The sequence below is a fragment of the Polystyrenella longa genome (genome assembly GCF_007750395.1).
In the GTDB taxonomy this organism is placed as follows: Bacteria; Planctomycetota; Planctomycetia; order Planctomycetales; family Planctomycetaceae; genus Polystyrenella; species Polystyrenella longa.
Genome location: NZ_CP036281.1, coordinates 3,147,353 through 3,163,757 on the forward strand (window position 1 = coordinate 3,147,353; position 16,405 = coordinate 3,163,757).

A 16,405-nucleotide genomic window follows, 5' to 3' on the forward strand; every position below is an offset into this window, starting at 1 on the left:
ATTACTGGAAAGAATTTTTTGCAATCTGAACATCTTACAGAAGCTATGAACGAAGATTGCTCAAGATCCATCAATGGCTTAATTCAATCAATTTTTGCAATGGTACATCCAGCATTTCAAATTGGGCGAGCCTTGATTTCCATTCGTTGGGAATGCCTGATTCTCCGTAGTAAGCTCCGGCCAATTGACCACAAACAGCGCCGGTTGTGTCCGCATCGTCACCCAGATTGATGGCGGCCAGCACGGCGTCTGGGAAGTTGTCTGTCGTCCAGAATGCCCACAGAGCAGCTTCTATTGACTGAACGACGTAGCCGGTCCCTCGTATTTCCGGTGGTTGTTTATGGAGATAGCTACCTTCAATAACTGCGGTGACTGCGGGGTGAAACAATTTCCTCGCCGCTTCTTCCTTGAGCACCACCCAGTCGGACGACAAGACTTCTTCTCGAGAAATTCCCTGAATTAACCCGCTGAGAATCAGACAGAAATAGCGACACGCGGACAGGCACTGCTCGCTACCGTGCGTAGGTCGGCTCGATTCCTCAGCCAGTTGCATCAAATGTCTGGTATCTGTCGTCAACAGTGAAAAATACCGAACGGCTACGGGAGCGAAACGCATGATGGAACCGTTGCCACTTGCCATATCGTCTGTGCTACCGCTGGTGGAGGCATCACCAGACTGTTGGTATCGACGCAGTGCCTGACTGACGGTGATCCCAATGTCAAAACACCGATCATTGACCGAGTAACGTCCATTCTTCCACCAGTCGACGTAGCGTTTGGCCTGATCGTCCAAGTCCCAGCCAACTTCGATCATGCTCTCTGCGAGGGCAAGCGCCATGCTGGTATCATCAGTCCATTCGCCCGGTCCGAGTCCATGCGGACCTCCGTCGCGGTAGCCGGTAACAGGAGGAAATGTTCCCGGTGACTTAAACTCAACTGCCGCTCCAAGGGCATCACCTATCGCGAGGCCGAGAAAGCAGCCTCCCTGGCGGTCGATTTCCTGTTGATGATTCATCTATTCCGCCAGTTTGATAACGTGCCCCTGGGACTTCAATTGCCGCTGCAGTTCGGCAATGGGAATTCGTCTAGCGGGAACATTTTCTTGAATCGCCAAGTGTGCCGCGACACCTGCTGCCTGTCCCAGTGCCATCCAGGTCGGTTCCATTCGAACAGAAGAGAAGGCCACATGCGTGGTCGAGGCCGCCACTGGCACCAGCAGGCCATCGACTTTCTGCGGTACCATAATGCGATAGGGAATTTCATAAGGTCGAGTGATGTGATCGAGCAGGCCCAAATACCCTTCCAGTACCACCGTGTCTCCCGGTTGTTTTTTCTGACAGGGAAAACTATCTATTGGAAATTCACCCACCGCGATACTGTCTTCATACCGTTTCGGTTCGCGATTCTCACCATAACCTGTGATGTCCTGCTCAATCAACGTGTACTCGCCAATCAACCGTCGACCTTCGCGAATATACATTTGAAACGGAAAACCAGCGTTGTCTGTGAATTCATCGTGGGGAAAATAATATTCACGAGCGATCTTCCGATGTGCATCCGGAACCTCCGAATCATTTTGCAGGAACCAGATCAATCCGAGTACTATGTTTCGATGGTTATCGCAAATCTGCTTCCGGGTGGCTTCATCCCCCTCGATGTACCCTTTATTCATTTCTGGAAATGGAAACGCGAGCGGACGCGGATTAATATTAACGTCCGTTTTCTGGTTGGGAATGTTCGTTACAGACAGGGCTCGCACCAATGTTCCAAAATGGGCGGGGTTGTAACCTCGGCTTGGTTTAAAGTTTTTGGGTCCGTCTAACAATCCGTTTTCCAGATCCTGGAAATAGCCAACGTAATTCTCTCGTTCATATCCGATGGGTGGTTCTGACAACTGAAATCCGTTGTTGGCGTCCGTCGTGAAGCAGAGCCGGTAGGTGTAAGCTGGCAAACGATCGTCGGCCTCTCCCGTCGTACCGGGGAGAACCTCTTTCGTCTGGTAATCAAAATAAATCACACCCGCATGAGGCTCGTCGAATTCATCTCGCGATTCACGGCCCAGACGAAAGTCAGCCCCCGCTTTAGCAAGGAGGTCGCCTTCATAGGTTGCGTCGATAAATACCCGGCCTTCAATTCGCAGTGAATCTTGTTTGCGATCAGCTTCTTCACTATCTCGCGGGACAACGTTAATCGCGATGAGTCGGTTGCCTTCTTTTTCAGCATCAACGAGTCGATAACCTTTAAGAACTTTGATGTTCGATTCTGCCATGAGCATCGACTCGAACGTAGCCTCGGCCACGGAAGGTTCGTAATAGTAACCGTCGCGACAGAGGGGAAAGTCCGGATGATCTTTCCCATAAAAACCTACGTAGTGATTACGGACGTTCCCGACAAACTCCGTGAACAATCCTTGAATCATCTCCCGTTTTTCAATATCGCTTTTACCCAGGCCACTGGCAGTCATGCCACCTACATGTTGCTGATAGGCGATCAGCACAACTTCATTCCCCATACGAGCAGCAGAAATTGCGGCACTGACACCCCCCGGTGTCGCCCCGTAGACCACTACCTCGGACTGGTATCGGGCCTGCTCTGTATCAGCAGCACACATGGGAGAAGAGGCGACAAGCAGGCAAAACAAGCCGGAGAACAGGAGCGCAATTCGGGAGGTCATAATGCAGATATCCACTAGTCGTTGGAAATGGTCTCTGATTCGAGATGGAGAACGGGTTGAGTTTAATGAAGCCATCCCGGAACCGCGTATCGGTCTTTTTAATTCAAGATTACGAAATTCAGTTCGGTTCGCTAGTTGACGGCAGAATCACTTTAATTATGCTGCCCATCATAGCAAGCACTGGTACCCAATACCCACCATTTTAGATGCTCCTTCGTGTCAGAAGCCCTTGAGCAGTCAGGAATAAGCAGTAGTAGTGTAGAAAAACCGGCTTAACCGATTAAAGCGACAACTTTTTTGAGGTTATCCTGAACGAAATGCGATCCAGATTTGTCACAGCGAACCCTCTTGATTAGAATGCGTCCAAGAGAAGTACCCACCTGCGAGAGTGGCGGAATTGGCAGACGCGCTGGATTTAGGATCCCTGATTTGGCTTCCAGGTAGATTCCCGGCGCCTGCCCTCTCTATCCTCATGCTATATCGAAAAACGCTTTTTTCGTTTCCCCCTTAGTTCCAATTCGCTTTAATGGGACTTTCTTTGGGACTTTTTCAAAACGGGGATAGGGTAGCTCCTGAACGCCGATTTTCCTGATCGGTTTCCCCGCTTTTATTTTCTCAGGACTTCGCTCAGGAGGCGCAGGTTGGTGACTGACAATACGCTGGATAAATTATCTGATTCCTTCATCGAGTTTTCTTCAATCGTTTCTGGATTTCAAGAACAACTCGCGGACTCGATTGATGATGACCGAGCCCCTTTTGTAAGGAGGGATAATCTCATTAAGGTAATGAAAGATTACTTCAAGTACTATGATAAGTCAGATGGGGTTGAGTCACTGTCTGAATCTGCTATCGAAAATATTCCAGACGGCAAGATCAAAAACGCCGCATTCTCTCTGCACAATAAGGACGGCGTGACAGCAGAAGAGATGTTAGCTTTCTTTACAATTGAAGTCAGCAAACTTCCGATCTGGGAGAACGAACATTCCGTCCACAATTTTCTGAAGGTGAGCAGGGAACCAGGCAATGCTGCAAAGCATATTACTCAGTTCGTCTTGCGGAGTACTAATCCTGATATTCCATCACTCTGTGATGTTCCAGTCAGTAAGGCCAGACAACTGATAGAAGATAGCTTCCCGGGAAACAAGGGTGGTAAGATAAGGCAGGCGATTCGTGACGTTAAGCGTTCAGCATTATTGCTCCCAGCGGGTTCATACGTTATTGAGTTAATGGATGAATTCCGATCATGTTTTGATGATTTTACTCACCAAATCTATGCGACTTGTATGAATCGTGAGTTCCAAGGATACATGAAAATGGAATCATGGCCACGACTGACTGAAGTGGCAGGAAACCTAGCCAGCTCGGGGATCACGGTACAGAGTTCAGACTCCGTTCAACGACTTGATCGAACTTTTAATCAAGGCGAACCTGCTGCAGGTTATCGATCTGCTTATTTTCAGAAAGTGTTGGGCATAACCAGCGATACAGTCCGAAATTGGGCTAAAGCAGCCGGAGTAAAAACGCCTACCCGAGCTGATGATTCGATCAACTGGAGGTATTCAGCGGAAGAGGCAGTCAAGCTGTTGGATACTGGAATAAAGAGAACGCCAAGTGAGGATATCAGGGAACTGACTATTGGACTGCGAGACGAGATCTTTGAACGGCTGGACGTACAGAATTCAGACTAAATACAGCCGGAATCCAGTCCGATCACAAGCAACTATCTGGCAAAGCTTAGAATCTGTAAACGGAAAATAAACCGAACTAAGACAGCACGCCTAAAGCAAACTGAACAAGCGGAATCGACCCCCATTAATTGCGTCAATGACGCTAGTATCTTCCTATCAATGTCGAGCGGCACGCTTTCGGAAGCCGCCAAGGACTCAATGAATCAAAGGGAGATAGAACACGATGTCTACGGGTACGATTACCGCGAGAGAGCGACGTTTACACGCTAACCAAAGCCAACTGCTGGATCCTGCTGGAGTGGTCCGAACCGATGCGATTTACACGCGCGAGCAGTTGATGACCGTTTTCAATTGGGGCAACAAGTCGTGGGCCTCGGCACGCCGAAACGGAATGAAGACGATCAAGCACGGTGCCAGGCTGTATGTCACTGGTGAAGAAGTGATTCGCTATATGAAATCACTCGGGGAAAACCAGTAGATCAATTCGCGCATAAATTAAGGCCGCGAAGAAACGGGAGTCTTGCGGCCTTAATCGAATCAAATGGAAGTCGGGCCGATGATAGCATTCAGCCAGTATAAGGGCAAATAGAATGCAGTGGCGCGACTCTCTTTTCTCCAGAAAGGGAGCATAGATGGCGACAGCCGTAAACGGGACTGAACGGCGTCAAGGACGATTCCCAAGTCATGAGGAAGTATTAGAACAGTTAGACCTGATGCAGGAAGCTCGGCAAATCGGCATTCAGTTTGCCGACGAAAAACCGAACTCAAATGGTTGGGTTTCCTGTCATGCGATAGACCGTGAAGACCGAAGCCCATCTGCTGGGTTCAACGTTCAGACTGGACAGTATAAGGACCATGGCGGCGATAAAGTGGGATTATCGTTTTTCGACTTGGCAGCCAGGTTAGGCAGGCACAATAGCTGGAAAGATGCAAAGGATTACTACGCCGGACAGTCAGGACTTGTGCGGGTGCGCCGATCACAAAACCGAGACGAACCAGCAAATCGACAGCCAACCAAAAAGGCAAGATTACCCCTCGGGGAGCCTGTAGCGGTATACACGTACCATGATTCAGAAGGTGCCCCGGTTGCAGAGGTCAGGAAATACGTCACAGCCTCGGAGAACGGCGAAGAGAAGACGGGTAAGACCTTTCGACCGTTTCGGTGGAACAACTCAGCGGGAAAATTTGTGGTGGGGCTGAAGGATGTTCATGTTCCGTTATATCGACTTCCTCAATTGTTGTCTGCCGATCAAGGCGAACCTGTTTATCTGGTCGAGGGGGAAAAGGACGCCGATAGATTGGCCGGCCTCGGGTTTCTGGCTACTACGAACATCGGTGGCGGTGGTAAATGGAAAACCGAGTATTCTGAAACCTTGATTGGACGCCGGGTGGTCATCGTTCCAGACAATGACCAGACTGGGGAAAACCATGTTCAGAAAGTCGGGGAAAGTCTTCTCGACAACGCGAAGCGGATACAAGTTCTCAGGTTGCCTGACCTGCCCCGTAAGGGTGACGTTTCCGACTGGATGGATGCCAGGGGCAATGCTGAGAAGTTGAGACAACTCTCTCAGAATGCACCAGACTGGAGCCCAAATGAGGCCGACCCACTAGACAAGAGTGGAAAAGCCGAACGGGTATCAAACGCCAAGTATCAAGTTATCGACGGCGATAAACAAACGGTTCCTGTTCCCATGAAAACGATTATTGATGGAGTCAATTCGCTCACAGGGAACACCATAAAGCGAACGGGTTCCAGGCTGTTTGTTCATCGGGAAGGGCTCACCGTTGATTACATCAAGAGTGTGGACGCTTTGTTCGGTCACCTCGGGAGTTTCACTGGAAGCCCTCCCCACTTCTGCAGGATGGACGGTTTTCACACGAAGGGCGAAGTCTTTCAAGAACTCCATCATTCGGTTGAGAATTTCAAAGCGATCGAACACGCTCCACATGCCCCCAGAATGGACGGGCATTATTACACCTGCGAGTTTCCTCCAATCGGAAACGGTGAAGCATTAGACAAGCTGGTGAGCCGGTTCAGTCCATCCACAGAAATCGACCGGGATTTGATATTGGCGTTTTTCGTCACTTTGTTCTGGGGTGGTCCGGGCGGTTCTCGACCTGCTTTCCTGATCACTGCCGATGCTGGCCGGGGAGTTGGAAAAACAACGTTGGCGACGATGGGCGGCTATCTATTGGGCGGCCACTTAGATTGCGGCGGAATCATCAGCCTTTCCAGCCGAGAAGACATTACCAAAACAAAAGAGCGTTTATTGAGTCCTGAAGGACGAGAGAAAAGAATCGTCCTGCTCGACAACGTGAAGTCGCGACGGTTCTCTTCAGAGTCCTTAGAAGACCTCATAACGTCGTCTTCGATATCCGGGAAGGAAATGTATTACGGCGATGCCTCAAGGCCGAACCTGCTCACGTTTGTAATTACTTTGAATGGTGCCAGTTTATCGAAGGACATGGCTCAACGTTGTGTAATTGTCAAACTCGACAAGCCGAAGCATTCCGGGGATTGGGCTGAGGTAACCCGCGACTATATCAACGAACATCGTCAAGCGATCATCGGGGACTGTCTCGGGTACTTTGATCGTGAGAAGCAAAAGCTCTCCCAGTTCAGCAGGTGGGGTGAATGGGAACGGGAAGTATTAAGCCGACTGCCGGAGCCCAGTGAAGCACAAGAGACGATCAAGGAACGGCAAGCGGTCACAGATGTTGAAACCGAAGAATCAGAGATGCTGGAGGAGGAATTTGAGAAACACCTTTCGAGCGTAGGATATGACACAAGGCGAGATCGGGTATTCGTTCCATCAAGTCTCTGTAGTCAATGGTATCGGGAAGCCACCAACGAAAACGTCTCGAAAACATCATGTTCCCGAATCATTAACGCGAAGATTGACGCCGGGGAGTTGAAAAGGATTGTTAAGACAACCAGCAACCACCAAGGCCGGGGTTTTGTGTGGCAAGGTGAAAACAGTTGCCCAGATGACACGCCGAACGGTGACCTTGAAATTAAGTTGTTTAACGAGAATAGGAGGGATAAATTTTGATCCTCGGGGACGTTCGGGACACTTGGGACACTTTTAACCATGACGTACTACCTCGCGCGAGCGAGAGAATCGGTCTTAAGGTAATGAGTCCCTTATGTAGGTGGCCACAATTGGTGGGAAGTGTCCCAAGTGTCCCAAGTGACCTCTGGCGATTGGAGACGAACTGATGAAATCAAACCAGACCTGCCCACAATGCCGGACAGGCAAACCAGAACCGATTACGGGTGAGATGTACCGATGCGACAACCAGCAATGCAAACGACTGTTGAGGTGGGACGGTGGCCAGTTCACTGACTATCTCAATTGGCAGACGGCAGGACGGAAGAAAGGGAAACGGGATGCCAGGTTCAAGCGATGGTTCAAAAGGACGCCGAGCAAGGCGAGTGGTCAACAGGCAAAGCAGGACGACACCGAGAAGGCGGTCAGGAGATCCACCAAGATCCAAACAGGGACCGACATGACCAAGGAGCCAGGCAGAACAACCGGACGCGATACAGCGCATTCTGTGGGATCTGATGAGGTAGCAACAGGAAGATTGAGGACGGAATGATAAGCAACCACGAACAACGGACTGTTCTGGAAGTGGTCACATGGTTCAGGCTTGGCGGTTCTTAAATGTGGCTAAGATTTAATGAGGCTTATTTGAACGGAATTCGATTGCAATTCGAGAGTCGGAGGGATTCCAGAGGGAGGGGGGGCAAAATCGTAGGGTGAAAAAGGTCCGAAACCACCCACTTAGTCGCGCTTTTATGCACGCGATTTTTAGGAGAGGGGGTATCGGAGGCGGACGGTTGGCGGTCTCAAAAAAAAGGTATAGGGGGGGGTGAGCTGTTCAGCCTCACCAGAGAACGGAATTTAACATCTAATCAGGAGAGCCAATCATGGCGACAATCGGGGACATTGTGGTAAATCTGGGAGTGGATCGACGTGGATTCACCAGCGGGATGGATCAAGCATCGAGCAAGCTCAAGAGTTTCGGAGGCATGGCTAAGTCTGGGCTGGGCATGGCGGCCAAGGGGATCGGAATCGGGATGGCAGCAGCGGGAGCGGCCACAGCAGCGGCAGCGGCGGTCATTATCCCGAACGTCAGTAAAGCGATGGATTCAATCGATGAACTGGCGAAGACCTCGGACAAGCTCGGGATCGGAATTGAGAATCTAGCCGGGTTACGACACGCAGCCGAGCTGACTGGAACAGCAACCAGCACGCTCGATAACGGTATTCGGAAGATGGTCAACAACGTGAGCGAGGCAGCTGGCGGGATTGGATCGGCAAAGACAGCACTCGAGGAACTCGGACTGTCAGCGGAGTCATTATCGAAACTTTCCCCTGATGAACAGTTCCTAGCGATTTCCGGGGCGATGCAAGGGGTGGAGAACTCAGGCGAACGATTGCGGATGACTCTCGACGTGTTCGGGCGATCTGGTGCCGATCTGGTCAACATCCTGAACGGAGGACCGGACGCAATTAAGGCGATGATGGCCGAAGTCGATGAACTCGGGATGTCGGTCAGTCGAATGGATGCGGCGAAAGTGGAAGCGGCTAATGATGCTTGGACGCGAATGTCTGGGGTGATCGATGGACTATGGAACAAGCTGGCCGTTGAATTGGCTCCTTCTCTGGAAGCTCTGATCACTTCGTTCGTCTTATGGGGTACAGAGGGTTCCAATGCTTCCGATCTGATCACAGCAGGAGTAAGAGCCCTTGCGGTCGGGATCGGTGTCACTGTCGATATCATCAACGGACTGACAGGAGTTTGGCAAATGGCTCAAGCGGGAGCATCCAAGGCGCTCGCATGGATTCTGTCAGGAGTCAACAAGCTGGCCGAGGGTATTTCCTACCTCGGGGGATTGATCGGGATGGATTTTGACACCTCATTCCTCAAGGACATGGCCGACGAAATGCATAAGCTGGCCGATGCCGATGTAGCGGCGGCGAATGACAAGTTTCTCGGGGCTCTCTCAGGGGAGTTTACGAAAAGCATCACGAGCAAGTTTGATGAGGTGAACCAGAAGGCCAACGAGACGGCAAAGCTGATTGCCGATACAGCGGCCAACAACATCAACGCTGTTGATTCAGAAGCAATCGATCTGGCTTTACAGCGAACGCAAGAGCTGGAGAAAGCGGCGCAGTCGGTATTCGATTCCACCAGGACACCGATGGAGAAATTCGAGAAGGAAGCAGCAAAACTGCAAGAACTGTTTGCAGCCGGTCTGATCGATGAAAATACCTTAGGCCGGGCTCTGACCGATGCCAAGGAATCAGTATTCAGCACCATCGATGTCGGGGAGGTGAAAGCGACAGCCGACCTTACCCAGAACACAGCCGTTCAGAAGGGTTCTCAGGAGGCATTTAAGCGACTCATGGAGGCCACCATCGGACCGAAGCAGGACACCGAGCAAGCCAAAGCCCTGAAGGTTCAGGAACGTCAGGAATCGTTACTTGCTCAAATCAACGCAGCGATTCAGAAGAGTGGCGGCACGGGTGGTCTGACTCTCACAGCGGCCAACTTCTAAGGAGCAAAACAGATGAAAATCGAATCAGACAGAATGGCCGGGTTATCGGTCGAACAACGGGAACGATTGCTTGATGTATTAACCAGCCTCGGGGAGAGGATGATTGACACCATTCACCGAGGGGATAGCCGACTGTTCTCAGTGGCGATCTGTGACGGCCAATTCACATCATGCATCGGGCTTGATTGGGAATCCGACCCGCAACAATACGAGGCTGTTACCGAATGGTCTACCGAGTACCTGCGACAGATGGAGGACCGATATGGAAATGGGCACGACCAATACGGATAACGAGACCGACCAGCCGAAGCCGTTGAAGTATGCCAGGGACCGGGCAGCGGCGAACGTATGCCGAGGCTGTAACGGGCAAGGAATGATTGAGACCGAGAGCGGAAACTTTCACCCTTGCCACCAGCCGGGGTGTGATGGTGGATTCATGTGGGTAGACGGAAGCCAGCCGACCATTCTTGAACCGGGGCCGGGAAAGGTTCCCATCATTGCCGCGCGGGAAAGGGTGGGGCTCCCGTTGGTTCACCCTGAAGATATGGATCGAATCACGAAACATCGTTTCCGCAAATCCGACCGAATCAAACGGAAGGAGCCGGAAACAGTGGACGACATTTTGAAGAAGTGGCGAACCGACCGGATGCATAATCTATGCAACGCATATCGAGGCCCACAGGATACGCCACAGCGGACGGTTTTAATCGATGAAGGTTATCCCGTCCAACAGTGAAACAACGCAGCACAGGCGGATCTGTGCAACCGATCTTTGACAATCAGATAATGAAAACGCATGTAAACGGTCCCCTGCCCGGTAATGGCGCCGGGTGGGGGAGTGGAGTAATTATTTTCTACCTTAATCAGAATAAAGGCCTCAGCCAGTCTGGTCTTTACCAACGATTCGCAGAAAATAGAGGAAGCCATTTCAATTTTAAGGAGGATACGAATGAGCGAAAACCAAATAAGTGAATTTGACGTATTGGATCAACTCTTGCCGGAAGCGGCAGCGGCGGTCTGCTTGAAAGTGTTCAAAGAGTTATGGCCGGACAACGATACAGATCAAAATAGCTTAATGCGGGTGGTCAACGAACAGGCGAAAGCGGTGATTCAGGGTAACTCTGTGAAGACTCCCGGGGGTGAGCCATCCCGGGTAATCTTCAACAGTCCAGAGTACCAAGGGCTTAAGGAGAATGACAACTACTCTGAAAGTATGCTGGCAATCGACCCATTTATTACAGGACTCAAGCGGGTTCACAGCTCGATAATCTGGCAAAGCAAGACCGTTAAATATACTAAGCCGGAGGGCAAGAAACCGGATTCCGAGAATGACGCCTATCACTATCTAAAAGAATCACTTCGGATGCTGAAGTTGGATTTATTCCATCGTTCTCCGGTGGTAGCTGAAATTCTACCAGAAAGAATAAAAAAGGAGGTCAATCAGTTCGATGAATTGTTACCGGCCAATGGGGAGAATAAGTCATTCACGGAAAATGAGTTGAACAGCTTCTTAACCAATTAAGACATTCACCAAGCGAAAGCATCGACTATGTAATTCAGATGTTGCTAGTGTACTGTCCCGCAAATACAGGACCTTTTCAAATCAGCAAGATTTAAGATAACGGAGCAGAATCCCCCTACTTTCACTGGTCACAGCCTCCTGGATAAGTTCCCAACTGTCGGAAACACTACACTAGCTGTATTCTTCCGAGAGTTTAGTTTATTCGACCAACAGCACGACTTCGTAGATACTTTCTGAACCAGCTTTCTGAGTACCACGGACCTGTCTGTTTGATAGTTCACCTTTCCCAGTGATTGGAACACTCCAATCAAACACCAAGTCATCGGGATCATTTTTATCATCATCCCAAAGCTGAATGGCAATCGCATCCCCCTTCTTTATGGATATTGATACAGTAGATTTTTGAGGGTTGATCTTCTGGTCCTTGCCGACCCGGTATGTCTTCATTGGGAAAACGTTTCCATTTCCGCCAGAAAAGATCCGCACGTATATTTTGTCCCGAGAGAGAATTGATTCAGTTTTATGGCATCTAAATTCCTTGAGACTAACCACAAGATCTACATTCTGGTTCACTGAAGAAAATGCCCAGGGAAAAGGACGTGTGTCATGTTGCGAAGGTTGGTTAGACTTCGCCAACCTCTCTACAACTTTATCAGGAAGAAAGTTAAAAGGAAGCTTTACTCTAAGTTTGCAGTCACGAACCACATCAACGACCAGGTTTACACAGTCGCAAATTCCCAATTTGTACCGGGCATTTTGATACTTTTGTCTGGCATTCATTTCTGCAGTTTGTAAATCCTGAGGTTCTACACGAAACCTGACGTATTTTTCAATGAGCTGTTCTCTATCCGATTCATCTATCTCTCCAGAACCATTCGGTGAGAACTGCTCTTTAGGTTGAAAGCCAAGCCACTTACGTGTCCCATTTCCATAATCAAACATACAAGCTGTATGGGGAACACCCGTTTCTGAGCTTACGACAAGGTAGCATTCATTTGCTTTGATCGTGTCTGCAGAGCCTGTGAAGCAGAGTGCCATCAAAAGTGTAAATAAGATTGGTCGTAGTATTGATTGCATGGTCTATCCATTCAGTGTGGTCTAAGTTAGATGTTTAATCGGCCTTCGATTTAACCTATTACGACTAGTCGATTCACTTCCATGTAAGTTTGTACTCATGTTGACGTATCCCAAAGCGATTTTGTTTTAATGCAATCAATGATTCTCCTGGCCCATTATCGGTAATTGTGACGCAGCCAAAGAGATCATGATTGTCTCCGAGTCTAGGATTATCAAGTTCCCATACTTCGACCTTTAAGGAGCGTTTAAAGCTGTACTGAAGGTTAAGAGTAGCCGGCCTATTAGTTGACATTTTAAATATACGCATCTGCTGTCCAAACAAGCGATCTGGATGGTTCACATTGACAGCTTGTCCATCTGACCATACTCGGAGGTGAACTTCGTCGTTCGCGCTAGCTTCCTGTTTGCGTATGCATGTTAGTGAATCTAGTGTAACCGTATAATTTCCCGTCCATCGTCCTGGATAAAGTTTCGCGATGTGGGATTTATCCACATCTGAAAGCTTTGTATTCATTTCAACTTCGAAATCCCCAATAGTTAGGTCATTGGATATCGGATAGATCATAATTGAATTAACGTCGAATGAAGAGAAATTGGTGTTTGTTGCAGAGTGAGTCCTAAAAATATTGTGATCGACTTTGTCCATATACCAAGGAGGGGTCTGTTTCAAATAAAACTTATACACTTCTGGTTTGTTCCATGGGATATCAGAATCAGGGCTCTGGTGCTCGTGAATCATACCGAGTGCATGGCCGAACTCGTGCAATGTCGTACGAGCAATTTCAACATCAGGCGTGTTGTCATTAAACCAGCCGAAATTCATGGTAGGCTGATTTTGCTGGACACTGCTGGCGTCAGTGCCAACTGTTGACCATGATCCATTATTTGCGATAAAGGCGATTCTTATGTCTGAACGACCGTTTTGAATATATTCGAAATTAATATTGGCATATTTTGTCCATTCCTCTGCTGCTTTTATTACTCGTTGTTGCAGGCTGGGTGTCCCCCCAAGAAACATGATTTTCAATGTCTGCCCAGGCTGCCATAATTTGGTCGTAGATCCTGCTAATCTTAAACCTACATTGTTGGGGGAAGGATCCAAGGTAATACACGCTTTAGGATCATCTGCATTACCTGTCAAAGCCAACGAAAAAAGAATTGAAACTGAGATTACTAATCGAAAGATCATATTGAGCATCTCCTGTATGAATTGAGAGAAGATTCTGTTTGCTGTTGCGACAGAATGAAGTCGAACAAGGTTTTGAGGATCATCGTTGCTTGCAAAAGCAGAAGTCATAGTTACGCTTCAAATGGATACAACCATTTAGTTACTCAGATAAAATATATCGAGTCGTCACTGGCAGGTGATCAGAACCGAAACTGCTTGTACCTGGCGAAGCTGGTGTGAACCGATCTTCTCCGGTCACGTAAATACAATCAATTGGGCCGGTTCCCGCGTATTGGTCACTCGCGATGTATGTCTCGATACCGAGATCGTGGGTGAGACTCTTCATTTGCAAGTCGCCAATCAGGCCACCTGAAAAGATCGCGTGAGTGTCATCATAGCCATCCCCCGAGTCGTCGGTTAAAGATGAACCGTTCTTTCCGCTATCAGTTTCCCCAACGTTGAAGTCGCCCGCGACCAATACAGAGAAATCGGGATATTTCGCTCGATCTCGATTTACTTGAGTCGCAATAGCAGCGGCGACAATCTCACGTTTCTGGGCATTCTTATGGTCGCCTTGTCCATCATTTCCGTTAGATGACTTCAGGTGAGTGACATTTATAATCAACTTCAATTCGTCGATACGAACGCGAAGAAAACCGCGACTGGTTGAAACGTCTGCCAGCCCGTCTAATTCAGGATAGTTCATTTCGAATTCGAATGGCTCCTCGGGATTGTTTTCGTTGTTGTCAGGTGAAGGATCGTTCTCAACGACAGAATCGAAGGGGAAACGACTAATCACGCCAACTTCAAATGAACTATACCGACCACGATCATTCTGTTCAAAGTCAGAACAGCAGAAGTAATAGCCAGTCAGTCCCATATAGTCTCTGATTCTTTCAACCTGACGTATTGAACTTACTTCCTGAATCATCACGATGTCGGGATTAATGTCACCGCCGAAGTCTAAGAAATCTTCTTCGCGGCGATTAACGTCGGCCAATGAAAATATTTCTCGAGCGTTCCAAGTAACAATCTTGATGCTGTCGCTTTCCTCGTCTAAGGCACTCTCAGTCGCCCCTCTCATCGACAGCAGGCCGGAAACAGGTTGAGTTGGGGTATCAACCTCAAACACTCTAAGGACCAAGGACGAGTCGAGTACAAAAGGATTCTCGTTTCCCTGAACCAATTCGATTTGTTTGGTTCTCTCGATCTCTTCATCGTCAGCAGGATCCAGGAAGTGCCACGCTATAAGAGTGTTGAGCTGCGAGTTGAACCATTGCTTGTCCAAGTCTCGATCGCCATAGATCGCGTAGATATAGAACATGGCCCGTGCAACGTTTCCCTTGTGGGCTTCCCTTGGCTCGAAAGCACTACTGGTCGATTCACTGTATCGACCAATGTCTCCAGTGGGGCTCTCTTCAGATGCAGATGACAACCACCATTTACGGGTATCATGGTCAGGAATCTCGGCAAATGCATTGTTGCTCCTCGCACTGTTGACCTGACTGTATGTCGCAAACAGGTGATGAATATCAGACTTAATCTGATGCTTGTCACTCGCATGCTTAAACTTCGACTGCGCCCAAGTGTGTTCGGTATTCACGATGTTGTGATTCGGAATCCCATTCGTTTGATACTTCGCACCAGTATAAACCAGGGTGACCTCGCCATTATCGTTGTCGATGCTCTCAAACATTTCCTCTCGGGCATTTCGGTAGCTCAGATTAACCGTAGGTGTGAAGTCTTGACGCAGTAAATGAATCAATTCCGTTCCACTCTTATCCGGGTGAATCTCTTCAGCCAGTCCGATAAGGGAGATGGATAAAAGCGCAGCGATAACCGTAATAATCCGGAGATGCATTGTTTTGACTTTCAGAGGAAGTCGAGAAGAAAGGTGGCCCGACGCATTCCAGCAAAGTAGAAATGAAGAGTTTTTGCCTCAGTGAGAATGCGTATACTAATACCAGCATTATCGAAAACTGGAATTGAACAAAGAGAAATCAGTCTGTCATTAAGAAAATTTTACATTCTTTCGTGAACTGGATATTTTGCACCATTCTTGGGTACAGTGGAGAAACTAATCATCCCCCATACTCTTTCTCTTTGATCATGAGGAAGTATTCATGAACTCTCGGGCCATTCTCTACTGCTCTTTACTCTTAACGGTTCCAGTTATCTCGCTCGCACACCCAGGTCGGACTGACTCTAATGGTGGCCACAATGACAGGAAGAACGGTGGCTACCATTATCATAGCGGCGGAAGCTCTTCTAATGGCTCTCCAGGCGGTTCCTCAGGAAGCAATGTAAGCCCTCTTTTTAACTCCAGCTCAAGCGGATTAAGTTCGAGACGAAGTAGTTCAATAAATAGTGGTCGCAGCGAATCACCATCGACCAGCCGAACGACACCCGCCGATGATAAGAAGAGTGACGAGATAGCCGTAAAGCGATTGCGACTGGCGAAAAGTCAATTGAAGGCGGGTATTGAAAACCTTCAGGAGATTGCTGAAACCTATAGCGGAACTGAAGCGGGAGCAGAAGCTGCCTTTTTGTCTCACAATCTGATGACTGAATTTGTGGCAATCGAGGCAGTACTCAAGGGCAAAGAGAAACCCTCTTCCGTTGAAGTGACCGAAAAGGTAGATGCTAAGAGATAGGAACCGAAGGCATTCATAAGCTGCAAACGTAGCGTAATTTTCGAGTACACTCA

14 protein-coding genes are annotated in these 16,405 nt (G+C 48.7%); 8 read left to right on the plus strand and 6 right to left on the minus strand.

What is annotated here, in order from left to right; all coding sequences use genetic code 11:
* Window positions 1–70: 70 nt before the first annotated feature.
* Window positions 71–1,015: an ADP-ribosylglycohydrolase family protein gene (locus Pla110_RS11725; protein WP_144995946.1), complete on the minus strand. Its 945-nt coding sequence runs from the start codon at window positions 1,013–1,015 to the stop codon at window positions 71–73.
* Window positions 1,016–2,674 carry an FAD-dependent oxidoreductase gene (locus Pla110_RS11730; RefSeq protein WP_231742388.1) on the minus strand — a complete coding sequence of 553 codons (1,659 nt, stop codon included), beginning with the start codon at window positions 2,672–2,674 and terminating at the stop codon, window positions 1,016–1,018.
* Between the two features lie 644 nt (window positions 2,675–3,318).
* Here Pla110_RS11730 and Pla110_RS11735 point away from each other — a divergent pair.
* The 3 genes from Pla110_RS11735 to Pla110_RS11745 all read left to right on the plus strand — a co-directional run bounded on the left by Pla110_RS11735 (window position 3,319) and on the right by Pla110_RS11745 (window position 7,415).
* Window positions 3,319–4,362 (plus strand): hypothetical protein, encoded by a 1,044-nt coding sequence (locus Pla110_RS11735; RefSeq protein ID WP_144995947.1) that lies wholly within the window; start codon window positions 3,319–3,321, stop codon window positions 4,360–4,362.
* 223 nt (window positions 4,363–4,585) lie between these two features.
* A complete protein-coding gene (locus tag Pla110_RS11740; protein ID WP_144995948.1) occupies window positions 4,586–4,840 on the plus strand; it encodes a hypothetical protein in 255 nt (84 codons plus the stop codon).
* 154 nt (window positions 4,841–4,994) lie between these two features.
* The gene (locus tag Pla110_RS11745; RefSeq protein ID WP_144995949.1) at window positions 4,995–7,415 is read left to right on the plus strand and encodes a hypothetical protein; all 2,421 of its coding nucleotides are present in this window, start codon (window positions 4,995–4,997) and stop codon (window positions 7,413–7,415) included.
* Window positions 7,416–7,587: 172 nt separating this feature from the next.
* On the opposite strand, the gene Pla110_RS11750 is transcribed toward Pla110_RS11745, so the two are convergent.
* The gene (locus Pla110_RS11750) at window positions 7,588–7,917 is read right to left on the minus strand and encodes a hypothetical protein (protein ID WP_144995950.1); all 330 of its coding nucleotides are present in this window, start codon (window positions 7,915–7,917) and stop codon (window positions 7,588–7,590) included.
* Window positions 7,918–8,296: 379 nt separating this feature from the next.
* Here Pla110_RS11750 and Pla110_RS11755 point away from each other — a divergent pair, with 379 nt between their 5' ends.
* The 4 genes from Pla110_RS11755 (at window position 8,297) to Pla110_RS11770 (ending at window position 11,453) form a co-directional block, all read left to right on the plus strand.
* Window positions 8,297–9,931: a hypothetical protein gene (locus Pla110_RS11755; RefSeq protein WP_144995951.1), complete on the plus strand. Its 1,635-nt coding sequence runs from the start codon at window positions 8,297–8,299 to the stop codon at window positions 9,929–9,931.
* Window positions 9,932–9,943: 12 nt separating this feature from the next.
* Window positions 9,944–10,222, plus strand: coding sequence for a hypothetical protein (locus Pla110_RS11760; protein WP_144995952.1), 279 nt, complete (start codon window positions 9,944–9,946; stop codon window positions 10,220–10,222).
* Window positions 10,194–10,667: a hypothetical protein gene (locus tag Pla110_RS11765; protein ID WP_144995953.1), complete on the plus strand. Its 474-nt coding sequence runs from the start codon at window positions 10,194–10,196 to the stop codon at window positions 10,665–10,667. The genes Pla110_RS11760 and Pla110_RS11765 overlap by 29 nt, the downstream gene beginning before the upstream one ends.
* A 213-nt stretch (window positions 10,668–10,880) precedes the next feature.
* A complete protein-coding gene (locus Pla110_RS11770; RefSeq protein WP_144995954.1) occupies window positions 10,881–11,453 on the plus strand; it encodes a hypothetical protein in 573 nt (190 codons plus the stop codon).
* Between the two features lie 198 nt (window positions 11,454–11,651).
* Here Pla110_RS11770 and Pla110_RS11775 read toward each other — a convergent pair whose 3' ends face one another.
* The 3 genes from Pla110_RS11775 to Pla110_RS11785 all read right to left on the minus strand — a co-directional run bounded on the left by Pla110_RS11775 (window position 11,652) and on the right by Pla110_RS11785 (window position 15,559).
* Window positions 11,652–12,530 carry a hypothetical protein gene (locus Pla110_RS11775; protein ID WP_144995955.1) on the minus strand — a complete coding sequence of 293 codons (879 nt, stop codon included), beginning with the start codon at window positions 12,528–12,530 and terminating at the stop codon, window positions 11,652–11,654.
* A gap of 73 nt (window positions 12,531–12,603) precedes the next feature.
* Window positions 12,604–13,827, minus strand: coding sequence for a M12 family metallopeptidase (locus Pla110_RS11780; RefSeq protein WP_144995956.1), 1,224 nt, complete (start codon window positions 13,825–13,827; stop codon window positions 12,604–12,606).
* A gap of 31 nt (window positions 13,828–13,858) precedes the next feature.
* Window positions 13,859–15,559: an endonuclease gene (locus Pla110_RS11785; RefSeq protein ID WP_144995957.1), complete on the minus strand. Its 1,701-nt coding sequence runs from the start codon at window positions 15,557–15,559 to the stop codon at window positions 13,859–13,861.
* A gap of 262 nt (window positions 15,560–15,821) precedes the next feature.
* Here Pla110_RS11785 and Pla110_RS11790 point away from each other — a divergent pair, with 262 nt between their 5' ends.
* On the plus strand, window positions 15,822–16,352 hold the full coding sequence (locus tag Pla110_RS11790; RefSeq protein ID WP_144995958.1) for a YHYH domain-containing protein: 531 nt from the start codon (window positions 15,822–15,824) through the stop codon (window positions 16,350–16,352).
* Window positions 16,353–16,405 lie beyond the last annotated feature (53 nt).

What these genes read in the sequence shown, in the direction of transcription:
- Pla110_RS11785 (WP_144995957.1), bottom strand. Translation starts at nt 15,559, where the DNA reads ATGCATCTCCGGATTATTACGGTTATCGCTGCGCTTTTATCCATCTCC.
- Pla110_RS11755 (WP_144995951.1), top strand. Translation starts at nt 8,297, where the DNA reads ATGGCGACAATCGGGGACATTGTGGTAAATCTGGGAGTGGATCGACGT.
- Pla110_RS11760 (WP_144995952.1), top strand. Translation starts at nt 9,944, where the DNA reads ATGAAAATCGAATCAGACAGAATGGCCGGGTTATCGGTCGAACAACGG.
- Pla110_RS11780 (WP_144995956.1), bottom strand. Translation starts at nt 13,827, where the DNA reads ATGACTTCTGCTTTTGCAAGCAACGATGATCCTCAAAACCTTGTTCGA.
- Pla110_RS11770 (WP_144995954.1), top strand. Translation starts at nt 10,881, where the DNA reads ATGAGCGAAAACCAAATAAGTGAATTTGACGTATTGGATCAACTCTTG.
- Pla110_RS11730 (WP_231742388.1), bottom strand. Translation starts at nt 2,674, where the DNA reads ATGACCTCCCGAATTGCGCTCCTGTTCTCCGGCTTGTTTTGCCTGCTT.
- Pla110_RS11745 (WP_144995949.1), top strand. Translation starts at nt 4,995, where the DNA reads ATGGCGACAGCCGTAAACGGGACTGAACGGCGTCAAGGACGATTCCCA.
- Pla110_RS11725 (WP_144995946.1), bottom strand. Translation starts at nt 1,015, where the DNA reads ATGAATCATCAACAGGAAATCGACCGCCAGGGAGGCTGCTTTCTCGGC.
- Pla110_RS11775 (WP_144995955.1), bottom strand. Translation starts at nt 12,530, where the DNA reads ATGCAATCAATACTACGACCAATCTTATTTACACTTTTGATGGCACTC.
- Pla110_RS11750 (WP_144995950.1), bottom strand. Translation starts at nt 7,917, where the DNA reads ATGCGCTGTATCGCGTCCGGTTGTTCTGCCTGGCTCCTTGGTCATGTC.
- Pla110_RS11790 (WP_144995958.1), top strand. Translation starts at nt 15,822, where the DNA reads ATGAACTCTCGGGCCATTCTCTACTGCTCTTTACTCTTAACGGTTCCA.
- Pla110_RS11740 (WP_144995948.1), top strand. Translation starts at nt 4,586, where the DNA reads ATGTCTACGGGTACGATTACCGCGAGAGAGCGACGTTTACACGCTAAC.
- Pla110_RS11765 (WP_144995953.1), top strand. Translation starts at nt 10,194, where the DNA reads ATGGAAATGGGCACGACCAATACGGATAACGAGACCGACCAGCCGAAG.